The organism is Actinomycetospora sp. 2LY8.5 (assembly GCF_057180585.1).
This window is the reverse complement of record NZ_JBXUHE010000001.1, coordinates 121,891-139,666: the sequence shown is the minus strand read 5'-3', so window position 1 is coordinate 139,666 and position 17,776 is coordinate 121,891. Positions and strand designations below refer to the sequence as shown.

General features: G+C 74.1%; 17 protein-coding genes. 9 read left to right on the top strand and 8 right to left on the bottom strand.

Annotated elements, in window-relative coordinates:
* Positions 1–30 precede the first annotated feature (30 nt).
* Entirely contained in the window at positions 31–2,514 is a 2,484-nt protein-coding gene (locus AC2A1K_RS00670; protein WP_483894377.1) for a GcvT family protein, read from the top strand.
* Between the two features lie 50 nt (positions 2,515–2,564).
* The gene (locus AC2A1K_RS00665) at positions 2,565–3,086 is read left to right on the top strand and encodes a hypothetical protein (protein ID WP_483894376.1); all 522 of its coding nucleotides are present in this window, start codon (positions 2,565–2,567) and stop codon (positions 3,084–3,086) included.
* Between the two features lie 19 nt (positions 3,087–3,105).
* Here AC2A1K_RS00665 and AC2A1K_RS00660 read toward each other — a convergent pair whose 3' ends face one another.
* Entirely contained in the window at positions 3,106–3,774 is a 669-nt protein-coding gene (locus AC2A1K_RS00660) for a GntR family transcriptional regulator (RefSeq protein WP_483894681.1), read from the bottom strand.
* 102 nt (positions 3,775–3,876) lie between these two features.
* On the opposite strand from AC2A1K_RS00660, the gene AC2A1K_RS00655 reads away from it, so the two are divergent.
* Positions 3,877–5,238: an L-serine ammonia-lyase gene (locus AC2A1K_RS00655; protein WP_483894680.1), complete on the top strand. Its 1,362-nt coding sequence runs from the start codon at positions 3,877–3,879 to the stop codon at positions 5,236–5,238.
* A gap of 7 nt (positions 5,239–5,245) precedes the next feature.
* On the opposite strand, the gene AC2A1K_RS00650 is transcribed toward AC2A1K_RS00655, so the two are convergent.
* From AC2A1K_RS00650 to AC2A1K_RS00640, 3 genes are all read right to left on the bottom strand, one after another.
* Positions 5,246–6,043: an IclR family transcriptional regulator gene (locus AC2A1K_RS00650; RefSeq protein WP_483894375.1), complete on the bottom strand. Its 798-nt coding sequence runs from the start codon at positions 6,041–6,043 to the stop codon at positions 5,246–5,248.
* Between the two features lie 94 nt (positions 6,044–6,137).
* The gene (locus AC2A1K_RS00645) at positions 6,138–6,326 is read right to left on the bottom strand and encodes a hypothetical protein (protein ID WP_483894374.1); all 189 of its coding nucleotides are present in this window, start codon (positions 6,324–6,326) and stop codon (positions 6,138–6,140) included.
* A 37-nt stretch (positions 6,327–6,363) separates the two neighbouring features.
* A complete protein-coding gene (locus AC2A1K_RS00640) occupies positions 6,364–7,521 on the bottom strand; it encodes an aromatic ring-hydroxylating oxygenase subunit alpha (RefSeq protein ID WP_483894373.1) in 1,158 nt (385 codons plus the stop codon).
* Positions 7,522–7,903: 382 nt separating this feature from the next.
* On the opposite strand from AC2A1K_RS00640, the gene AC2A1K_RS00635 reads away from it, so the two are divergent.
* On the top strand, positions 7,904–9,091 hold the full coding sequence (locus AC2A1K_RS00635; protein ID WP_483894372.1) for an NAD(P)/FAD-dependent oxidoreductase: 1,188 nt from the start codon (positions 7,904–7,906) through the stop codon (positions 9,089–9,091).
* 8 nt (positions 9,092–9,099) lie between these two features.
* Here the strand turns inward: AC2A1K_RS00635 and AC2A1K_RS00630 are convergent, their stop codons facing one another.
* On the bottom strand, positions 9,100–10,533 hold the full coding sequence (locus AC2A1K_RS00630; RefSeq protein ID WP_483894371.1) for an MFS transporter: 1,434 nt from the start codon (positions 10,531–10,533) through the stop codon (positions 9,100–9,102).
* 237 nt (positions 10,534–10,770) lie between these two features.
* On the opposite strand from AC2A1K_RS00630, the gene AC2A1K_RS00625 reads away from it, so the two are divergent.
* On the top strand, positions 10,771–11,106 hold the full coding sequence (locus tag AC2A1K_RS00625; protein ID WP_483894370.1) for a bifunctional 3-phenylpropionate/cinnamic acid dioxygenase ferredoxin subunit: 336 nt from the start codon (positions 10,771–10,773) through the stop codon (positions 11,104–11,106).
* 167 nt (positions 11,107–11,273) lie between these two features.
* Entirely contained in the window at positions 11,274–12,368 is a 1,095-nt protein-coding gene (locus AC2A1K_RS00620) for a winged helix DNA-binding domain-containing protein (RefSeq protein ID WP_483894369.1), read from the top strand.
* 82 nt (positions 12,369–12,450) lie between these two features.
* Here the strand turns inward: AC2A1K_RS00620 and AC2A1K_RS00615 are convergent, their stop codons facing one another.
* The gene (locus tag AC2A1K_RS00615) at positions 12,451–13,431 is read right to left on the bottom strand and encodes a hypothetical protein (protein ID WP_483894368.1); all 981 of its coding nucleotides are present in this window, start codon (positions 13,429–13,431) and stop codon (positions 12,451–12,453) included.
* A 193-nt stretch (positions 13,432–13,624) separates the two neighbouring features.
* On the opposite strand from AC2A1K_RS00615, the gene AC2A1K_RS00610 reads away from it, so the two are divergent.
* On the top strand, positions 13,625–15,094 hold the full coding sequence (locus tag AC2A1K_RS00610) for a ferric reductase-like transmembrane domain-containing protein (RefSeq protein WP_483894367.1): 1,470 nt from the start codon (positions 13,625–13,627) through the stop codon (positions 15,092–15,094).
* Here the strand turns inward: AC2A1K_RS00610 and AC2A1K_RS00605 are convergent.
* Positions 15,091–15,627 (bottom strand): TetR/AcrR family transcriptional regulator, encoded by a 537-nt coding sequence (locus AC2A1K_RS00605; RefSeq protein WP_483894366.1) that lies wholly within the window; start codon positions 15,625–15,627, stop codon positions 15,091–15,093. The two genes, AC2A1K_RS00610 and AC2A1K_RS00605, sit on opposite strands and share 4 nt — an antisense overlap.
* Before the next feature lie 78 nt (positions 15,628–15,705).
* On the opposite strand from AC2A1K_RS00605, the gene AC2A1K_RS00600 reads away from it, so the two are divergent.
* Complete coding sequence (locus tag AC2A1K_RS00600) at positions 15,706–16,224, top strand: DUF6506 family protein (RefSeq protein WP_483894365.1); 519 nt, start codon at positions 15,706–15,708, stop codon at positions 16,222–16,224.
* A 394-nt stretch (positions 16,225–16,618) separates the two neighbouring features.
* Positions 16,619–16,918 (top strand): DUF3040 domain-containing protein, encoded by a 300-nt coding sequence (locus tag AC2A1K_RS00595; RefSeq protein WP_483894364.1) that lies wholly within the window; start codon positions 16,619–16,621, stop codon positions 16,916–16,918.
* 46 nt (positions 16,919–16,964) lie between these two features.
* Here AC2A1K_RS00595 and AC2A1K_RS00590 read toward each other — a convergent pair whose 3' ends face one another.
* Entirely contained in the window at positions 16,965–17,663 is a 699-nt protein-coding gene (locus AC2A1K_RS00590) for an IclR family transcriptional regulator (RefSeq protein ID WP_483894363.1), read from the bottom strand.
* Positions 17,664–17,776: the final 113 nt, after the last annotated feature.

The following is a 17,776-nucleotide window of genomic DNA, read 5'->3' as shown; positions in this document are numbered from 1 at the left end:
CCGTCTCGTCCCGCATCTCTGGGAGACGCCATGAGCACCATCCCCCGCGTCGTCGTCATCGGAGCCGGGATCGTCGGCGCCAACCTGGCCGACGAGCTCACCGGCCGCGGCTGGACCGACGTCACCGTCCTGGACCAGGGACCGCTCCCGCTCACCGGCGGGTCGACCTCGCACGCGCCCGGTCTGGTGTTCCAGACCAACGCGTCGAAGACGATGAGCGAGTTCGCCTCCTACACGGTGGAGAAGTTCCTCTCCCTCGGCGGTGTCCTCGGCGGTGGGGACGGGGCGTGGTGCTTCAACCAGGTCGGCGGCCTCGAGGTCGCCACGACCCCGGAACGGCTCGCCGACCTGCACCGCAAGCAGGGTTGGGCGACCGCCCGGGGGATTCCGGCACAGGTCGTCGACGTCGACGAGTGCGCGCGGCTGCACCCGCTGATGGACCCCGCGCGGATCCTCGGCGGTCTGCACACCCCCACCGACGGGCTCGCGAAGGCCGCCCGCGCCGTCGCCGCGCTGATCCGGCGGACGGAGGCTCGGGGCGCGGTGTTCCGGGGCGCGACGCGCGTGACCGGCGTGGCGCAGCGGCGTGGGCGTGTCACCGGCGTCGAGACCGACCAGGGGCTGGTGCCGGCCGACATCGTCGTGTCGTGCGCCGGGTTCTGGGGCCGGGCGATCGGCGACATGGTCGGGATGCGTGTGCCGCTGCTGCCGCTGGCGCACCAGTACGCCTTCACCGGCCAGGTGCCCGACCTCGTCGGCCTGGGCGACGAGGGGATCGAGGCCCGGCTGCCGATCCTGCGCCACCAGGACCAGGACCTGTACTACCGCGAGCACAACGACCGCATCGGGATCGGCTCCTACGCGCACCGCCCGATGCCGGTGTCGCCGGGCGAGCTGCCCGAGGTCGACGACGTCAGCGAGGCCCGCCAGCCCTCGATGCTGCCGTTCACCGAGGAGGACTTCGCCCCGCAGTGGGAGGAGAGCCGCCTGCTGCTGCCGTCGCTGAACGAGACCAAGATCGACACCGGTTTCAACGGCATCTTCTCGTTCACCCCCGACGGCGGTCCGCTGATCGGGGAGTCGTCCGACGTCGCCGGCTTCTGGATCGCCGAGGCGGTGTGGGTGACCCACTCGGCCGGCGTCGCGCGCAGCGTCGCGCAGCTGCTGATCGACGGCCGCAGCGAGATCGACCTGCACGGCTGCTCGGTGCACCGTTTCGAGGAGTTCCAGCTCGCCGACGACTACGTCGCCGAGACCTCGCAGCAGAACTTCGTCGAGATCTACGACGTCGTGCACCCGCTGCAGCCGCGCCTGTCGCCCCGCGAGGTGCGGACGAGCCCGTTCCACGCGCGACAGACCGACCTGGGCGCGGTGTTCGGAGAGGCCCGCGGCTGGGAGCGCCCGCAGTGGTACGAGGCCAACGCGCCGCTGGTCGCGGAGCTGCCGACCGAGTGGCTGCCGCCGACGCGCGACCCGTGGTCGGCGCGGTTCCACTCGCCGATCGCCGCGGTGGAGGCGTGGAGGACCCGCACGGCGGTCGCGATGTACGACATGACCTCGCTGACCCGGATCGAGGTCTCCGGGCCGGGCGCGGTGGCGATGCTCGACCGCCTGGTGACCGGGACGATCGACAAGTCGGTCGGCTCCGTGACCTACACGCTGGCGCTCGACGAAGCCGGCGGCATCCGCAGCGACCTCACCGTCGCCCGCCTCGGCCCGGAGCTCTTCCAGGTCGGCGCGAACGGGCCGCTCGACCTCGAACTGCTGCGCCGCGAGGCCGCCCTCGCGGGGGATGTCACCGTGCGCGACGTGTCGGGCGGCACCTGCTGCATCGGGGTCTGGGGGCCGCTCGCCCGCGACCTCGTGCAGCCGCTGACCTCGGCGGACCTCTCGCACGAGGGCCTGAAGTTCTTCCGCTGCGTGCAGACCGAGATCGGCGGTGTGCCGGTCACCGCGATGCGCCTGTCCTACGTCGGCGAGCTCGGGTGGGAGATCTACACGACCGCCGAGTACGGACAGCGCCTGTGGGACGTCCTCTGGCGATCCGGCGCTCCTCTGGGCGTCGTGGCCGCGGGGCGCGCCGCGTTCAACAGCCTGCGCCTGGAGAAGGGCTACCGCAGCTGGGGCACCGACATGACCACCGAGCACTCGCCGTACGAGGCGGGTCTGGGCTTCGCGGTGCGGCCGTCGTCCAAGGGCGACTTCGTCGGCCGCGACGCCGTCACCGCACCCGGCGCGCAGGAGGTGTCGCGGTCGTTGACCTGCCTGACGGTCGACGACGGGCGCAGCGTGGTGCTCGGGCACGAGCCGGTGCTCGTCGACGGGGAGCCCTCGGGCTACGTGACCTCGGCGGCCTACGGGCACACGATCGGCCGGCCCGTCGCCTACGCGTGGCTGCCCGCCGGGCTGGAGCCCGGGACACCCGTGGAGATTCAGTACTTCGGGCACCCCGTGCGCGCGACGGTCGCGAGCGAGCCGCTCGTCGATCCCGAGATGAGCCGGATCCGGCGCTGAAGACATCGGCGCACGGAGAGGTGACGGCGGACGACCCCGTGGGAGGCGTTGTGCGCAGCGAAACGGTCGACCAGGTCCTGGAGTCGGTGGCGTCGTCGGGCTCCGGTCCCGGCGCCGCCGCCCTGCACACCGCGCTGGGGGCCGCGTTCGTCGCCCGGGCCGTGGGCCCGCACGGCGGGCGCACGGCGGAGATCGCCGACGACCTGCGAGGTGCCGCGCTGCGCCTCGCCGCCGAGGCCTCGGGCCGCGGCTCGGGCCGGGGGGCCGGAGGGCATGCCGTGGCCGGCGCCCGGGCCGCGGTGCGGATCCTCGAGGTGGCCGAGCGGGCCCTGGGGCTCGCGGAGACCCTGCGTCCGGGCGACCGTGGGGTGGGGGCGGCCGACGTCGCCGCGGCCGCCGAGGCGCTGCGTGCGGCGGTGGGGACGGCGCGCGTCCAGGTCGAGGTCCACCTCGCCGGGATCACCGACCCCGCCGTGCGCGAGGAGCTGCTGCTCGCGATCGACCCCGTCGACGACGTCGTCCTGCGCGCCGCGAAGGTCACCGCGGTCGTCCGCGAGCAGCTGCTGCGCTGACCGCCCGTGTGTGCCGACGTCAGATGACCGCGCGGATCGCCTTCTCGAAGCCGAGCACGTGCTGGCGGGCCTTGCGGGCGGCGACGTCGGCCTCGCCGTCGGCGATGGTGCGCAGCAGGCCGGCGTGCTCCTCGACGTGCGACACGAAGTCGTGCATGCGGTCGAGGAACAGGCAGAAGATCCGCGTCGCCAGGTTGTCGTAGCGCACGAGGGTGTCCTCGAGGTGCGGGTTGCTCGCCGCGTGGTAGATCGCGCGGTGGACCCGCATGTCCCAGCGCATCAGCTCGTCGCGCGACAGCTCGGGCACGTCGAGGCGCTCGGTGGCGTCGGCGAGCTCGGCCAGATCCGCGCGCACCGCCGCCGAGGCGCCCTCGGCGGCACGGCGCGCGGCGAGAGGCTCGAGCTGCACGCGGATGTCGGAGATGTAGGCGAGGTCGGTGATGTCCACGGCCGTCGCGAACGTGCCGCGCCGGGCGTACGAGACGACCAGCCGGTCGACCTCGAGCCGCTTGAGCGCCTCGCGGACCGGCGTCCGTCCCACCCCCAGCGACTCCACCAGCGCAACCTCGTCGATCGGCGCCATCGGCGGGATCTCCAGCATGATCAGCTTGTCCTGAATGGCCTGGTAGGCGCGCTCGGACAGCGACACCGGGGGGCTCGACTCCTGCTCGTCCGGGAGAACAGTCACGTCCGGACCCTACAACAGACGGACCAAGACTTCTCTCATCCGTCGACTATTGATATACTAATCCAACATCAAACGCCCGGCACGGTCCCCTGGGGGTGTCCCATCGCCATCTCGGTGTTCGACCTCTTCACGGTCGGGATCGGTCCGTCCAGCTCGCACACGGTGGGCCCGATGCGCGCCGCCTTCCTCTTCGTCTCGCGCCTGCACGACACCGACCGCCTGCACGACGTCGCGTCCGTGCGCTGCGAGCTGTTCGGCTCGCTGGGCGCGACGGGCCACGGCCACGGGAGCGTCACCGCGGTCGTCCTCGGCCTGTGCGGCGAGCAGCCCCATCTGGTCGATCCGGTGGAGGCCGGCCCGCTCGTCGCGGCGGCTCGGGCCGAGCGCCGCATCGCCCTCGCCGGCACGCACCCGATGGCCTTCTCCGTCGACGACGACGTCGTGCTCCACCGGACCGAGCGCCTGCCCTTCCACAGCAACGGGATGGTGTTCACCGCGCGCGACGCCGACGGTGGCGAGGTCGTGCGCCGCGAGTACTACTCCGTGGGCGGCGGGTTCGTGCTCGACGAGGACGAGACGGGCGAGCCCGTGCTGCGCGAGGACGCGACGCCGGAGCGCCATCCCTTCGGCACCGGCGACCAGCTCGTCGCGATCGCGCGCACGCACGGCCTGCGGATCAGCGACGTCGTCCTCGCCAACGAGCGGGCCTGGCGCCCCGAGGCGGAGACGCGCGCCGGTCTGTGGCACCTCTGGTCGGTGATGCGCGAGTGCGTCGAGCGCGGCTGCGCCGCCGAGGGCGTGCTGCCGGGCGGCCTGAAGGTCCGCCGGCGGGCGCCCGACCTCCGGCGCCGGCTGGACGCCGGGGTCGGGTGCACCGACATGGACCGCGTGACGCTCGACGCCCTGGCCGTCAACGAGGAGAACGCCGCGGGCGGGCGGGTCGTCACCGCCCCCACCAACGGCGCGGCCGGGATCGTGCCCGCCGTCCTGCACCACGCGGCCCGGTCGCTGCCGGCGTTCGACGACGACGCCGTCGTGCGCTTCCTGCTCACCGCCGGCGCGGTGGGGCTGCTCTTCAAGCGCAACGCCTCGATCTCGGGTGCCGAGGTCGGGTGTCAGGGCGAGGTCGGCTCGGCGTGCTCGATGGCCGCCGCCGGTTTCGCGGAGCTGCTCGGGGGCTCGCCCGAGCAGGTCGAGAACGCCGCCGAGATCGGCATCGAGCACAACCTCGGCCTGACCTGTGACCCCGTGGGCGGGCTCGTGCAGATCCCCTGCATCGAGCGCAACGCCGTGGCGTCGGTCACGGCGATCACCGCCGCGCGGATGGCGGTGCGTGGGGACGGCGTCCACCACGTCTCGCTGGACAAGGCGATCAAGACGATGCGCGAGACGGGCGCCGACATGAAGGTCAAGTACAAGGAGACCGCCCGTGGCGGGCTCGCTCTCAACATCGTCGAGTGCTGACGGGATCTCACTCCCCGCGGAAACCGAGCTTCGCCGACAGCTCCGCGGCGCCGTCGCGCAGGTCGCCGACGACGGCGCGGGCGCGGCGGCGGGGGAGGCGGTAGGCGGGTCCGGTGGCGGACAGGGCGGAGCCCACGGTGCCGTCGGCGGAGAACACCGGGACGGCGACGGCGTGCATGCCGACCTCGAGCTCCTCGAACGACCGGGCGTGGCCCTCGTCGAGCACGCGTGCGAGCTCGGTGCGCAGCGCGGCGGTCTCGACGATGGTGTCGTCGGTGTAGCGGGTGAGGCGGCGCCGCAGCACCGGCCGGCGGTCGCACTCGGGCATCCACGCGAGCAGGACCTTGCCCGCCCCGGTGGCGTGCAGGGGACTGCGGCGGCCCACCCAGTTCTGCGAGGTGATCGCCGCCGTGCCGTACTCCTGGGCGACCGTGATACCGGCCTCACCGTCGGTGACGGCGATGTTGACGGTCTCACCGAGGCTCTCGGCCAGCTGCTGGCAGACGGGCTGACCCAGGCGCGCGACGTCGAGGCGGGCCGTCGTGGCGGCCGCGAGTCGCACGACGCCGAAGCTCAGCGCGTACTTGCCGCGCTCGCCGAGCTGCTCGAGCAGGTGGCGCTGCTGCAGCGCCGCCACGAGCCGGGACGCGGTCGACTTGTGCACGTCGAGCTCCTCGGCGATCTCGGTGATCCCGAGCTCGCCGCGTGCCGCGACGATCTCCAGGATCGTGATCGCGCGGTCGACGGACTGGACCGCGGGAACCCGCTCCGGAGAATCCGTCGAACCGTCCCTGGTTCCCGACATGCGCTCACGCTACCTGACAGTAAGGGGGCTCCCGTGCCCCGTCGTCAGACGTCGGGAGCACGATCTCCCGGAGTGCGGAGAATGGTTCGAGTGGTCAGTCCGTCGCATCCTTCCGAATGGCGTGGGCGAGCTCGGTGAGCAGACCGGGAAGGCGGGCGGCGCAGGTCGGGCACACGCAGTCGCTGCCGTGGACCGACAGCTCGTCGGCCAGGAGGAAGGCGTCGCGGTAGCGCGTGGTGGCGATCCCGCCGGACGAGTCGCGATTCTCGGGGGTGATGGACATCGTTCTCCTGGCTCTCGGGAAGGTCTTCGGGGAATGGTCAGCCGACGCGCTGCGCGACCCAGTCGTGGAACTCGCCGATGTGGTGCTCACTGGGGACGAGGACGCCGCCGCGGGCGTAGGAGCGTGAGTCCATGGAGACCTGGCAGCGTTCGCAGGCGTCGAAGTCCTGCTGGTTGACGCGGTGGAAGAGCTCGACGGAGCGGTCGATGTCCGTGCCGGAGTCGACGACCTCGGGCAGGTAGAGCCAGTCGCAGAGCACGAGCGTGCGCTCCGCGGTGAGCGGGAACATGCGGTGGAACACCACGTGGTCGGGCACGAGGTTGATGAACACCTGCGGGCGTACGGTGATGGCGTAGTAGCGCCGGTCCTGGTCGTCGCCGACACCGGGAATGCGCTCGAGTCCTGGGGACCCGTCGACGGTGAATCCCGCGACGTCCTCGCCGAACTCCGCGCCGTGCCCGACGAAGTACTGCGCCGCGAGACCGTTGGCGAATTCCGGCAGCACCTCGGTGAGCTCGGGGTGGATCGTGCCGCAGTGGTAGCACTCCATGAAGTTCTCGACGATCTGCTTCCAGTTCGCCTTCACGTCGTAGGAGATGCGACGGCCCAGCTCGAGATCGGCCACCTGGTAGCCGACGATCGCGTCCGGCGAGCCGAGTCGGGCCGTCACGTCCCCGATCACGGTGTCCTCGAACGACGGCGGCTCCTCGGCCAGGCACAGCCACACGTACCCCAGCCATTCGCGCACGTGCACGCGGTGCAGGCCGTACTCGACGCGGTCGACGTCGGGCATCTCGCCGATGTTCGGCGCGGAGATCAGCGTCCCGTCGAGGCCGTAGGTCCACGCGTGGTACGGGCACTGGAACGAGCGCCGGACGCTGCCCTTGTCCTCGGTGCAGATCCGGGCGCCCCGGTGGCGGCAGACGTTCAGGTAGGCGTTGACGCCGCCGTCGCGGCCGCGGGCCACGATCACGCTCTCGCGCCCGATCTGCACCGTCTCGAAGTCGCCGGCCCTCGCCAGGTCGGCGGCGAGGACCGCGCAGAACCAGCCGGTCTCGAAGATGAGGGCCTGCTCGGCGCCGAAGATCGTGGGGTCGGTGTAGTACCGGCCCGGCAGCGTGCCGCGCAGGCTCGCCGGCAGGGCCGGCGCCGCGATCTCCGGTGCGATCTCCGGTGCGATCTCTCCGGTGGTCATGGAATCCGTGCTCCTCGAAGTGCGCCAGCGGGGGAGGGGCGTCGTCCGAACGGCGGTACGGCCGCGACCTGATGTGGGAGCGGGCCGGCGGCCTGACGCCAACTCGCCGATGAGTTGCGCTATGAGGAACACGATCCGTCATGCGCAACACCACGGTCGACGATCGCCAGGTCGCCTGTCAAGGGAGCGCGCGAGCGAGTTCGCGCGGGGACGCGCCACGGCTCCACGTCGGACCCCTCTTGACAAGCAGGTCCCGTCCACCCCACGGTTCGAAGTTGCGTAAAGCGCATCGCGTCTCCTATTGCGCAACTGAACACTCCAGATCGTGGGGTGTCGCCGTCGCCGGTCCCTCCCCCCTGTCGAGGCCCTCGAGGAGCCCGCCATGCACACCATCACGATCGTCGGCGGATCCGTCGCCGGCATCCGCTCGGCCGAGGCCCTGCGCGCGGCCGGGTACGACGGCCGTCTGGTCCTGGTCGGTGACGACGTCCACCGGCCCTACGACCGCCCCCCGTTGTCGAAGGCGGTCCTCGCCGCGAGCCTCGACGTCGACGGGATCGGCCTGCTCGACACCGCGGAGGAGGCCGAGCTCGCCCTCGACCTGCGGCTCGGGGCCGGCGCGGCTCGGCTCGACCCCACCGGCGGCCGGGTCGTGCTCGCGGACGGCACCGATGTGGTCACCGACGGTGTCGTGATCGCCACCGGCGGGAGCGCGCGCCGGCTGCCCGGCACCGAGGGTGTCGAGGGCGTACACACGCTTCGCACGCTCGACGACGCCCTCGCGCTGCGACGGGCGCTGCGGGACGGCTCACCGCGCGTGGCGATCGTCGGCGGCGGCTTCATCGGCGCCGAGGTCGCGTCCACCTGCCGCGCGATGGGCCTCGAGGTGACGGTCCTCGACGGCCTGCCGCTGCCGCTGGCGCCGGTCCTCGGGCCGCGCATCGCCCGCAGCTGCGTCGACCTGCACGCCGAGCACGGCACCGATTTGCGTCCGAGTGCCGCCGTCGCCGGCCTCGCGACCGTGCCCACCGGCCGGAACGCCCGCCGCGTGGCCGGTGTCGAGCTCGGCGACGGCGGCACCGTCACGGCGGACGTCGTGGTCGTCGGCATCGGCATCACGCCGAACACCGGCTGGCTCGACGGCTCCGGCGTGCGTCTCGACGACGGGGTGTGCACCGACACGGGCATGGTCACCGACCTGCCGAACGTGGTCGCGGTGGGCGACGTGGCGCGGTGCGGCGGTCGTCGTCACGAGCACTGGACCAGCGCGGGGGAGCAGGCGACGGTCGCGGCCGCCAACCTGCTGTCCGGCCGCACGGGTCATCCACGGGCGACCTTCCGGCCCAGCGGCTACGTGTGGTCGGAGCAGTACGGACGCATCCTCCAGCTCGCCGGCCACCCATCCGCCCACGACCGCGTCGACGTCGTCGACGGCGAGCCCGCCGACGGGCGCTTCGTCGCGCGCTACGTCGACTCCCGCGGCGTCACGACCGGGGTGTTCGCGATGGCGAACCCGCGCCGGTTCGGGCGCGTGCGGCGCAGCGAACTGGGTCGCCCGCAGGCGGCCTGAGGCACTCGTCAGCCCCGCGGTGGCTCGAGGGGCACCCCGTCGTCCGAGAGCGTGGGGGGCGCCAGCTCGGCGCTGGACGCCAGCGGCGCGGCGCCGGGCAGCGGGCGCCCCGCCGACTCCGTCAGGAACACGACGCTGATCACGCCGGTGACGCCCGCGGCGACGAGGTAGTAGCCGGGCCAGTCGAGGTTCCCGGTGGCCGTCGTCGCCGCGGCGATGACGGTCGGTGCCGTGCCCGCGAACAGCGAGACGGCCACGTTGAAGGTCAGCGCGAGGCCCCCGTAGCGGACCAGCGTCGGGAACAGCGCGGGCAGGGTGGACGGCGCGACCGCCGCGAAGCAGACCAGGCACGCGCCGATCAGGGCGAGCCCGCCGAGCTGGCCGAGCAGGCCCTGGCGCAGGAGCCACACCGCGGGCAGGCCGCCGACGACGAGCGCGAGGCTGCCGGCCAGCAGGACGGGGCGGCGCCCGACGCGGTCGGAGAGCCGTCCGAGCGAGGTGATGACCGACAGCATCGCGACCATGACGACGACCTGCAGCGCCGTGGACGTCGCCTTCTCGGTACCGGTCTCGCCGTGCTCGCCGAGCGTGCTCGTGAGGTAGACCGGGATGTAGTTGGTGAGCACGTAGTTGGTGATGTTCCAGGCGACGACGAGGCCGCCCGCGACCACGAGCGCGCGCCGGTAGCGCACCCACAGGATCTGCAGGGCGCGCCGCAACGGCATGGTCGCCAGGGCGGGGGAGCGCTCCATGAGCTGCCGGAACGCGGGCGTGTCCTCGAGCCGCAGCCGGAGGTAGATGCCGACGACGCCCAGGGGCAGGGCGAGCATGAACGGCAGTCGCCACCCCCAGGTCAGCAGGTCCTCGTCGGGCAGCAGGGCGATCAGCGCGGCGCTGATGCCGGCGCCGAGCGTGTAGCCCGTGATCGTCCCGAACTCGAGCCGGCTCCCGAAGAAGCCGCGACGCCGGTCCGGGGCGTACTCGGCGATCACCGTCAGCGCTCCGGTGTACTCGCCGCCCGCCGAGAAGCCCTGCAGCATGCGCATGACGAGCACGAGGACCGGCGCGGCGGCGCCGATCGCCCCGTGGCTCGGGACCAGGCCGAGCAGCAGGGTGGCCACCGCCATGAGCACGACGGTCACCGAGAGCACCCTGGTGCGCCCGATGCGGTCGCCCAGCGGGCCGAAGAACAGCCCGCCGAGGGGGCGTACGAGGAACGCCGCGGCGAAGGCGCCGAGCGTGTACACGGCGGCCCACGCGCCCGCATCGGGGAAGAACACCCGGGACAGCACCGCGCCGGCCAGGTAGGAGTAGAGGCCGAAGTCGTACCACTCGGCGACGTTGCCGACCGCCGCCGCGGCGGTGGCCCGGCGCACGGTGTGCTCACCCTCGATCGCCCGGGGCACGCCGCCGCGTCGCCGCGGCCGCGCGTGCTCGGCCATGTCACCACTCCTCGGGCCGACGACGGTGGACGGGCCGGACCCGCTGCGGAGTGTGACACCCCGATCACGGCGTCAGTCCTGCGTACTGACATATGAGACACGTATCAGTCATCTGGTATTGCCGCAACGTAAAACCTGGCAGACGTCGGCTAGTGCCCTTGACGTGGCGATGCCTGGCCCTCAGGCTCCGTGTTGCGGATGACAGGACTCGATGTGCATAGCGCAACAGGAGCCGAAATGATCTACGTGGGCGAGCTGTCCGACATCCCCGTCGGGGAGTCGGTCCGGGTGCAGGGCTCGGTGGCCATCGCGGTCTTCAACGCGGACGGCGAGCTCTATGCGATCGACGACACCTGCACGCACCAGGATGCGTCGCTGTCCGACGGCTGGCTGGAGGGGTGCGCGGTCGAGTGCCCGCTGCACGCCGCGTGCTTCGACCTGCGTACCGGGCAGCCCAGCGGCCCTCCGGCGAAGAAGCCGGTGCGGACCCACGGCGTGTCCGTCGAGGGCGGCTCGGTCTACGTCGAGGAGACCGTGCGCGTCGAGGCGAGGGAGCTCGCCCGAGCGAGGTAGGGCCGACCGGGTGCCGTGACGCCGGCGACCGCGGAGGTGGCGGACGGGATCGAGCCCGGGGACCGCGCGGCGGTCTCCGAGCACAACACGCGCCGCGTCCACCCGCGGCTCGACCGGCGGTCGCGGACCCGGGGGCGCTGACGGGGGGTCGTGCCAGGCTGACCGATGTGACCGTTCTCGGCCGGCGTGCGCTCAACCGGGCGGCGTTGGCGCGCCAGCACCTGCTCGAGCGCGCGACGCTGCCGGCGCTGGACGCCGTCGCCCACCTCGGCGGCCTGCAGGCCCAGGAGCCGCAGGAGCCCTACGTCGGGCTGTGGTCACGCCTGGCCGGGTTCGACCCCGCCGAGCTCTCCGACCATCTCCGGGCGCGCCGGGTCGTGCGCACCCACCTCATGCGGCGCACCGTCCACCTCGTCACGGCCGACGACGCGCTCGCCTGGCGGTCGCGCCACGACGCGATGCTGCGCCAGCGGCTGCTCGGCGTGTACCGCCAGGACCTCGCCACGGTGGACCTCGACGAGCTCGCCGAGATCGGCGGCAGGCTCATCGCCGACGAGGCCCGCACGCTGCCCGAGATCGGCCGCGAGCTGGCGCCGCGCTGGCCGGACGTCGCGCCGCGCGTGCTCGGTGAGGCGCTCGGCACGCTGGTGCCGGTGGTGCAGGTGCCGCCCCGCGGGCTCTGGGGCGAGGCGGGGCCGGCGCGGTGCCTGCTCGTCGCCTCGTGGCTGGGCCGCCCGGTCGACCCGCCCGCGCCGGACGGCGCCGACCCGGTGGGCGAGTCGCTGGTGCTGCGCTACCTCGCCGCGTACGGCCCGGCGGCGTCGGCGGACCTGCGCGCGTGGTCGGGCCTCGCGGGTCTGCCGGGAGCGGTCGCCGCGGTGCGCGACCGGCTGGTGAGCTTTCGCGACGAGCGGGGCCGCGAGCTGCTCGACCTCCCCGACGCGCCCCGCCCCGATCCCGACACCCCGGCGCCGGTGCGCTTCCTGCCCGCGTTCGACAACGCGATCCTCGGCTACGACGACCGCAGCCGGATCGTCGACGACGCCGACCGCGGGCTCTCCGTCGCGGGGGAGCGCGCGGTGCTCGTCGACGGCCGCGTCGCCGCGACCTGGACGGACGCCGGGGGCGCGGTCACCGTGACACCGCGGCGCCGCTTCACCCGCGCCGACCGGGCCGCGGTCGCGGAGGAGGGACGTGCGCTCGCCGGCTTCCTCTCGGGCGGTGCGCACCACCGCGTGACGGTGGCGGCGTCACCCCGCTGATCCCGCGCCCGTCACCGGGCCGAGATCACGGGCATCGCCACGCACCTCGGCCGGCGGGCGTCGTGCGTGACGACGTTCCTGATCACCCCGCGCGGCGCCCGGCGCCCCACCACGCGAGCAGCGCCGCCAGGGCGTCCTCGGCGATCGCGCCGGGGAGATCGGAGCCGAAGCGCTCGTGCGCGCGGACGCGCAGGGCCACCCCGCCGACGGCCGCGCCGGCCGCCGCGGCGGTCGCGACGAGGACACCGGGCCCGCCCTCGTACCCGTCACGGCGGGCGAGCACGTCCGCCCCGCCGGCCGCGAGCGTGAGGCGGGGGAGCAGCCCGGGCGGCGCCGTGCGTCGTGGGACCGCGGAGTGCTTGTCGCCGGCGGCCTCGCCGAGCGCCGCGACCGTCGCCGCGGATCGACCGAACCGGCCGGCCAGCAGACGACCCGGGCCGGGGTCGCCGGAGCGGGCGCGCCACGCGATCGCCGCCGCGCCGAAGGTGCTGCGGGACCCGGCCGCGGCGCCCAGGGCGGCGGCCCGGGCGAGCGTCCCCGTGGTCGGCGAGGAGGGGAAGCGCTCCGGGTGCTCGGCGCGCTCGCGGTCCGCGGCGCGGAAGGTCGAGGCGAGGGTGGCGTGGGTGGCGGCGCCGTAGGCGAGGTGCGGGACGACGTCGGCCGCCCAGTCCAGCGAGCTCCAGCGCCGGGGGTCGACGAGGCCGAGGCGCGCGCTCGGCACGTCCGATGCCAGCATCGCCGCGGCACCGAGCGCGGGGACGCCGAGCACGGCCGGCAGTCGCACCCCGGCGCTGCGCAGGGCACCGGCGAGCCCGCCGACCGCCACCCCCGTCGCGGCGCCCGCGAGCCCGCCGAGGCCCTCGAGCCGGTGCCGGCGCTCCGCGCGGCGGCCGGGAACCGCGAGATCGGCGCGCTCGGCGAGCGCGGACACGGTCTCGACGGGGGTGTCGCTCGCCGGGCGGGCGCGCCACACCATGTCGGCCTGGGTGGCGACGTTCAGCGCGGTCGTGCCCGCGGCGCCGGCGGCGGTGCCGCGGAGCAGTCCGGTCAGCAGGGAAGTCACGTCCCGGGGACTACCCGGCGGCCGGCCCTGAGAGTCCGAACGGCAAAAGGGCGCCGAACGTCGTCCGTTCGACGTAATAGCGGGGCGGCCCACCGGCGCTCGCCGTGCCCGGGCGGCCGCCCGTCTCCCGAGTTGATCTGTCGCTCTCAGGAGCGGACGATCAACCGCCGGACCGCCTCTAGCGTCCGGGGCCGTGTCGAAGCGCGCGAAGCGGACAGCCTGGTCGTCGGCCTTCGTCCTCCTGCTGCTGGGACCACCGGCGGTGTACCTGGGCCGGGAGGGCATCGAGCCCGGCCATCTCATGGGCCTGGGGATCGTGGTCACGGGGCTCGTGGCGACGGTCGCGATGGTCCTCACGACCGTCGGTGCCTCGCGGATCAAGGCGCTGACCACATCCCTCGGGATCGACCGCGTCATGGGCGCGCACAAGTGGCTCGGCGTCGCCGCCCTGGTGCTCGTCGCCGGGCACACCGTGCTCGCCGTGGCCCGGAGCCCGAAGCTGATCAACCCGTTCGCCGCCTCGCCGGGCATCCAGTTCGGGTACGCGTCGTTCGCCGGGATGATCCTGCTCTCCGGTGCGGCGGCGTGGGGCCGGCGGCGCGGGACCCGCTACGAGTGGTGGGCGCGCCTGCACGTCGCCGCGGCCGCTCTGGCGCTCCTGCTCGCCGGGCTGCACGTCTTCTGGATGGGCGACCTGATCGAGGACCCGGTGATGCGGGTCGTCGTCGCCGGACTCGCCCTGCTGCTGCTCGTCGTGCTCGCGCGGCGGTGGGTCTGGCAGCCGCTGTTCTCGCAGCGCGGCGCCTACGTCGTCTACGGCGTGCGCCACGAGGGACCGGAGGTCGCGACGCTCGCCCTCACGCCCGTGTTCCGGCGGCGCGGACTGCGCCGCTTCGCCCCCGGGCAGTTCGTGTGGCTGCGCCTGCACCGCCGTGTCGTCGGTGTGCAGGAGCACCCGTTCACGATCGCCTCGAGCGCCGAGCTGACCGACCGCCTCGAGCTCACCGTGCGCGCGAACGGCGACTTCACCCGCGCGCTGGCCCGCATGGGACCGGGCAGCAAGGTGTGGCTCGACGGCCCCCACGGCAGCTTCACCCCGGAGGCGCCGGACCGGGTCGACGGCCTCGTGCTGATCGCCGGCGGGGTGGGCATCACGCCCATGATGAGCATGCTGCGCACGCTCGCCGAGCGCGGCGACCGCCGTCTGCACCGCCTCGTGCTCGCCGAGCGCGCCGACCAGCCGCTGTTCGGCCCCGAGCTCGAGGTGCTGGCGCGCCGGCTCGACCTCGAGGTCCTGCGCACCGCGGGCCGGCGGATCGACGCCGACCTGATCTCCGAGATCCTCCCGCGCGCCCGCGGGCGCCTCGAGTACTACGTGTGCGGGCCACCGTCGCTGCTCTCGGGTGCCCTCGTCGCGCTCGACGCGCTCGGCGTCCCGCCGGCGCGCATCCACAGCGAGCAGTTCGGGTGGACGGGACCGCTGAAGGCGCTGACCACCCCCGACGCCCCGCCGTCCCCGACGACACGGACCGCGGAGCCCGCCGACCAGCCCGCCGACCAGCCCGCCGACCAGCCCGTCGGCTCCCCGGCCGACCGGCTCCCCACCCACCCCTCGCTCCCGATCCCGCGCGTCGACGCCGGCCGGAGCACGAGGAAGCACTAGGACCGGCTCAGCGCCCGCTCCACGAACCCGGCCCACGCGTCGCGGGTCCAGCCGCGCCGGGTCACGAAGAGCTCGTAGCACTCGACGCCGAGCAGGGCGTAGAGCTCGTCGGCGAGACGGTCCGGGTCAGTCGCCCCGACCCGCGCGGCGACCCCGCGGCACGTCCTGACGCGCTGCTCGTGCAGGGTCTCGAGCAGCGCGCCGACCGCCGGGTCGGCGGCGGCCGCGGTGAGGATCCGCTGCACCGGGGCGACCCGTTCGGTGGCCGCGGCGAAACGTACGACCACCTCGTGCAGGGTCGGGCCCGCCGCCCACTCCTGGTCGAGCAGGGGGCCGCCGTCCCCATCCGCGACGGCCCGGTCCTGGATCGCGGCGAGGACGCCGACCTTCGACCCGTAGCCGGAGTAGATCGTGTTGAGCGCGACGCCGGCCTCGCGCGCGATCGCCCCGATCGTCGTGTCGACGTACCCGTGCTCGCGGAAGAGCGCCTCGGCGGCGCCGAGCACACGCTCCCGCGGGGCGGATCGGGTCACGGCCTCTCCTTGCGTCGTGGGAGAACGTCGTTCTAGCTTCAGTGGCTAGAGCGGTATTCTACGTGGGAGGAGGCGGACGTGCGGACGACCGTGGTGGTGGAAGGGCGGGACGATCTCGAGCTCGACGTGGGCGGGGTGCGGTTCGTGGGAGCGGCGGAGGGCGCCACGGTCGCGGTGGCGCGAGGGGCGGTCGACCACGGCGCGGACCGGATCGAGCTGTGCGGCGGGTACGGACCGGTCGCGCAGGCCGCGGTGCAGGCCGCCGTTCCGGCCGCGCGTGTCGGCGCCGTGATGTTCGGGTTCGAGTCGCTCGAGGCCACCGTCGGCCACAAGCGCCGGTTCGAGCGTGGCGAGGCGGTGCGCGAGGCCTTCCTCTACGCGGGGGAGGGCGGCCGCGTGGACCGGGTCGGCGGCACCGTCGTCGCCGCCGTGGCCGGTCCCGACGACGCCGCCCGGAGCGCTGCGGCCCTGGTCGACGAGGGTGTCACGCTCCTCGAGCTGTACGGCGGCCTGGGGCCGGAGGTCGCGGCCGCGGTCGCGACGGCGGTGGACGGACGCGCGTCGGTGGGCCTCGCGCTCTATCCGGGCGGCGCCTGACCGCGCCGGCGGCCCGGCACACCGCAGGCTCACGCCCGCCACCTCTCGTCGGGGGCCTCGCTCAGCCGTCGCAGAGGTCTCACTCGGACGGATCAGCCCGACGGTGCGACATGGGCGCGCAGTCCCCGAGCGGGTCGCCCGTCCGGTCGCCGCCTGTGCCGCGTCCTCGGCCGGTGGTCGGCCGACGGGGACGAGCGGGGGGCCTCGGCCGCGGCGTGTAGGCGGCGTGGCCCATCCCGGTCGCCGCCGCGTGCCGTCGCTTCGTCGTGACGTGGGCGTCGTCGGCGTTTTGCCTGCTCGACGGGGGGAATTCGGTGCGTGATTCGGCGACTGCGGCCCGCGACCCTGCTCGGTGCTCCCGTCGTCGGCAGCACGACGCCGAGGGAGACTCCTGGTGCTCGACGAACGTGAGCAGCGCATCCTGGCCGACATCGAGCGCGAGATCGAGGGCAGCGATCCCGCGCTGGCCCGCCTCGCCAAACCGAAGGACGACCGGCGCAGCTACTGGTGGTCGGTGACGGCACTCGTCGCCGGCGTCCTGCTGGGCGTCGGCCTGGCCGCCATCGGGCCGGTCGGCCACGGCCTCCTGCTGATCGTCATGTCGGCGGTCCCGATGGTCGTGTGGCACTGGCGACGGCCGGGATCGGCGCACCCGTGGCCCGCCGTCTTCGGCGGACGCCAGCAACAGGACTAATCGAGGGCGAGGTGGAGCGGCGGCCCACCTCCGATCCAGCTCTCGGCTAGCCCGCCTCTGCGACCCGGCCCTCCAGCCGGCGCGCGGCGGTGAGCAGGGCGTCCGCCCAGCGCGCGCCCGGGCGCCTGCCGATCCGGTCCACCGGGCCGGACACCGAGACGGCGGCCACGACGACGCCGGCGGGGTCGCACACGGGCGCGGACACGCTGGCCACGCCGGCCTCGCGCTCGGCGACGCTCTGGGCCCAGCCCCGCCGGCGGACCTCCTCGAGCACCGGCTCGGGGAAGGCCGACGGGTCGCGGGACCACGCTGCCAGCACCTTGGCGCCCGACCCGGCGGTCATGGACACGCGTACGCCGACGGGCACGGTGTCGCGCAGCCCGCTCGCCGGTTCGGCCGCGGCCACGCACACCCGCAGGGACGGATCCGACCCGTCGCGGCGGTAGAGCTGGACGCTCTCGCCGGTGAGGTCGCGGAGCTCGGGGAGCACCTCCTCGGCCGCCGCGAGCAGCGGATCGCCGTGACCGTGGGCGAGCTCGCCGAGTGCGGGCCCCGGGCGCCAGCGGCCGTCGGCGTCGCGCGCGAGGAGCCGGTGCGCCTCGAGGCCGACGGCGAGCCGGTGCGCGGTCGCGCGCGGCAGGCCGGTGCGTTCGCACAGCTCGCCCAGCGCACACGGCGTGGCGGCGGCCGCGCGCAGCACGACCACCGCCTTGTCGAGCACACCGATACCGCTACTCTGTCCCACAGGACGACATCGTAGTCCCAGGATGTGAGAAAGAGAGCGCAGGCGCGGGAACGGCGAGGCAGTGCGACGGGGAGCGCTGTCGGGCCGTCTCCTCGTCGCCGGGAAGAGGCGGA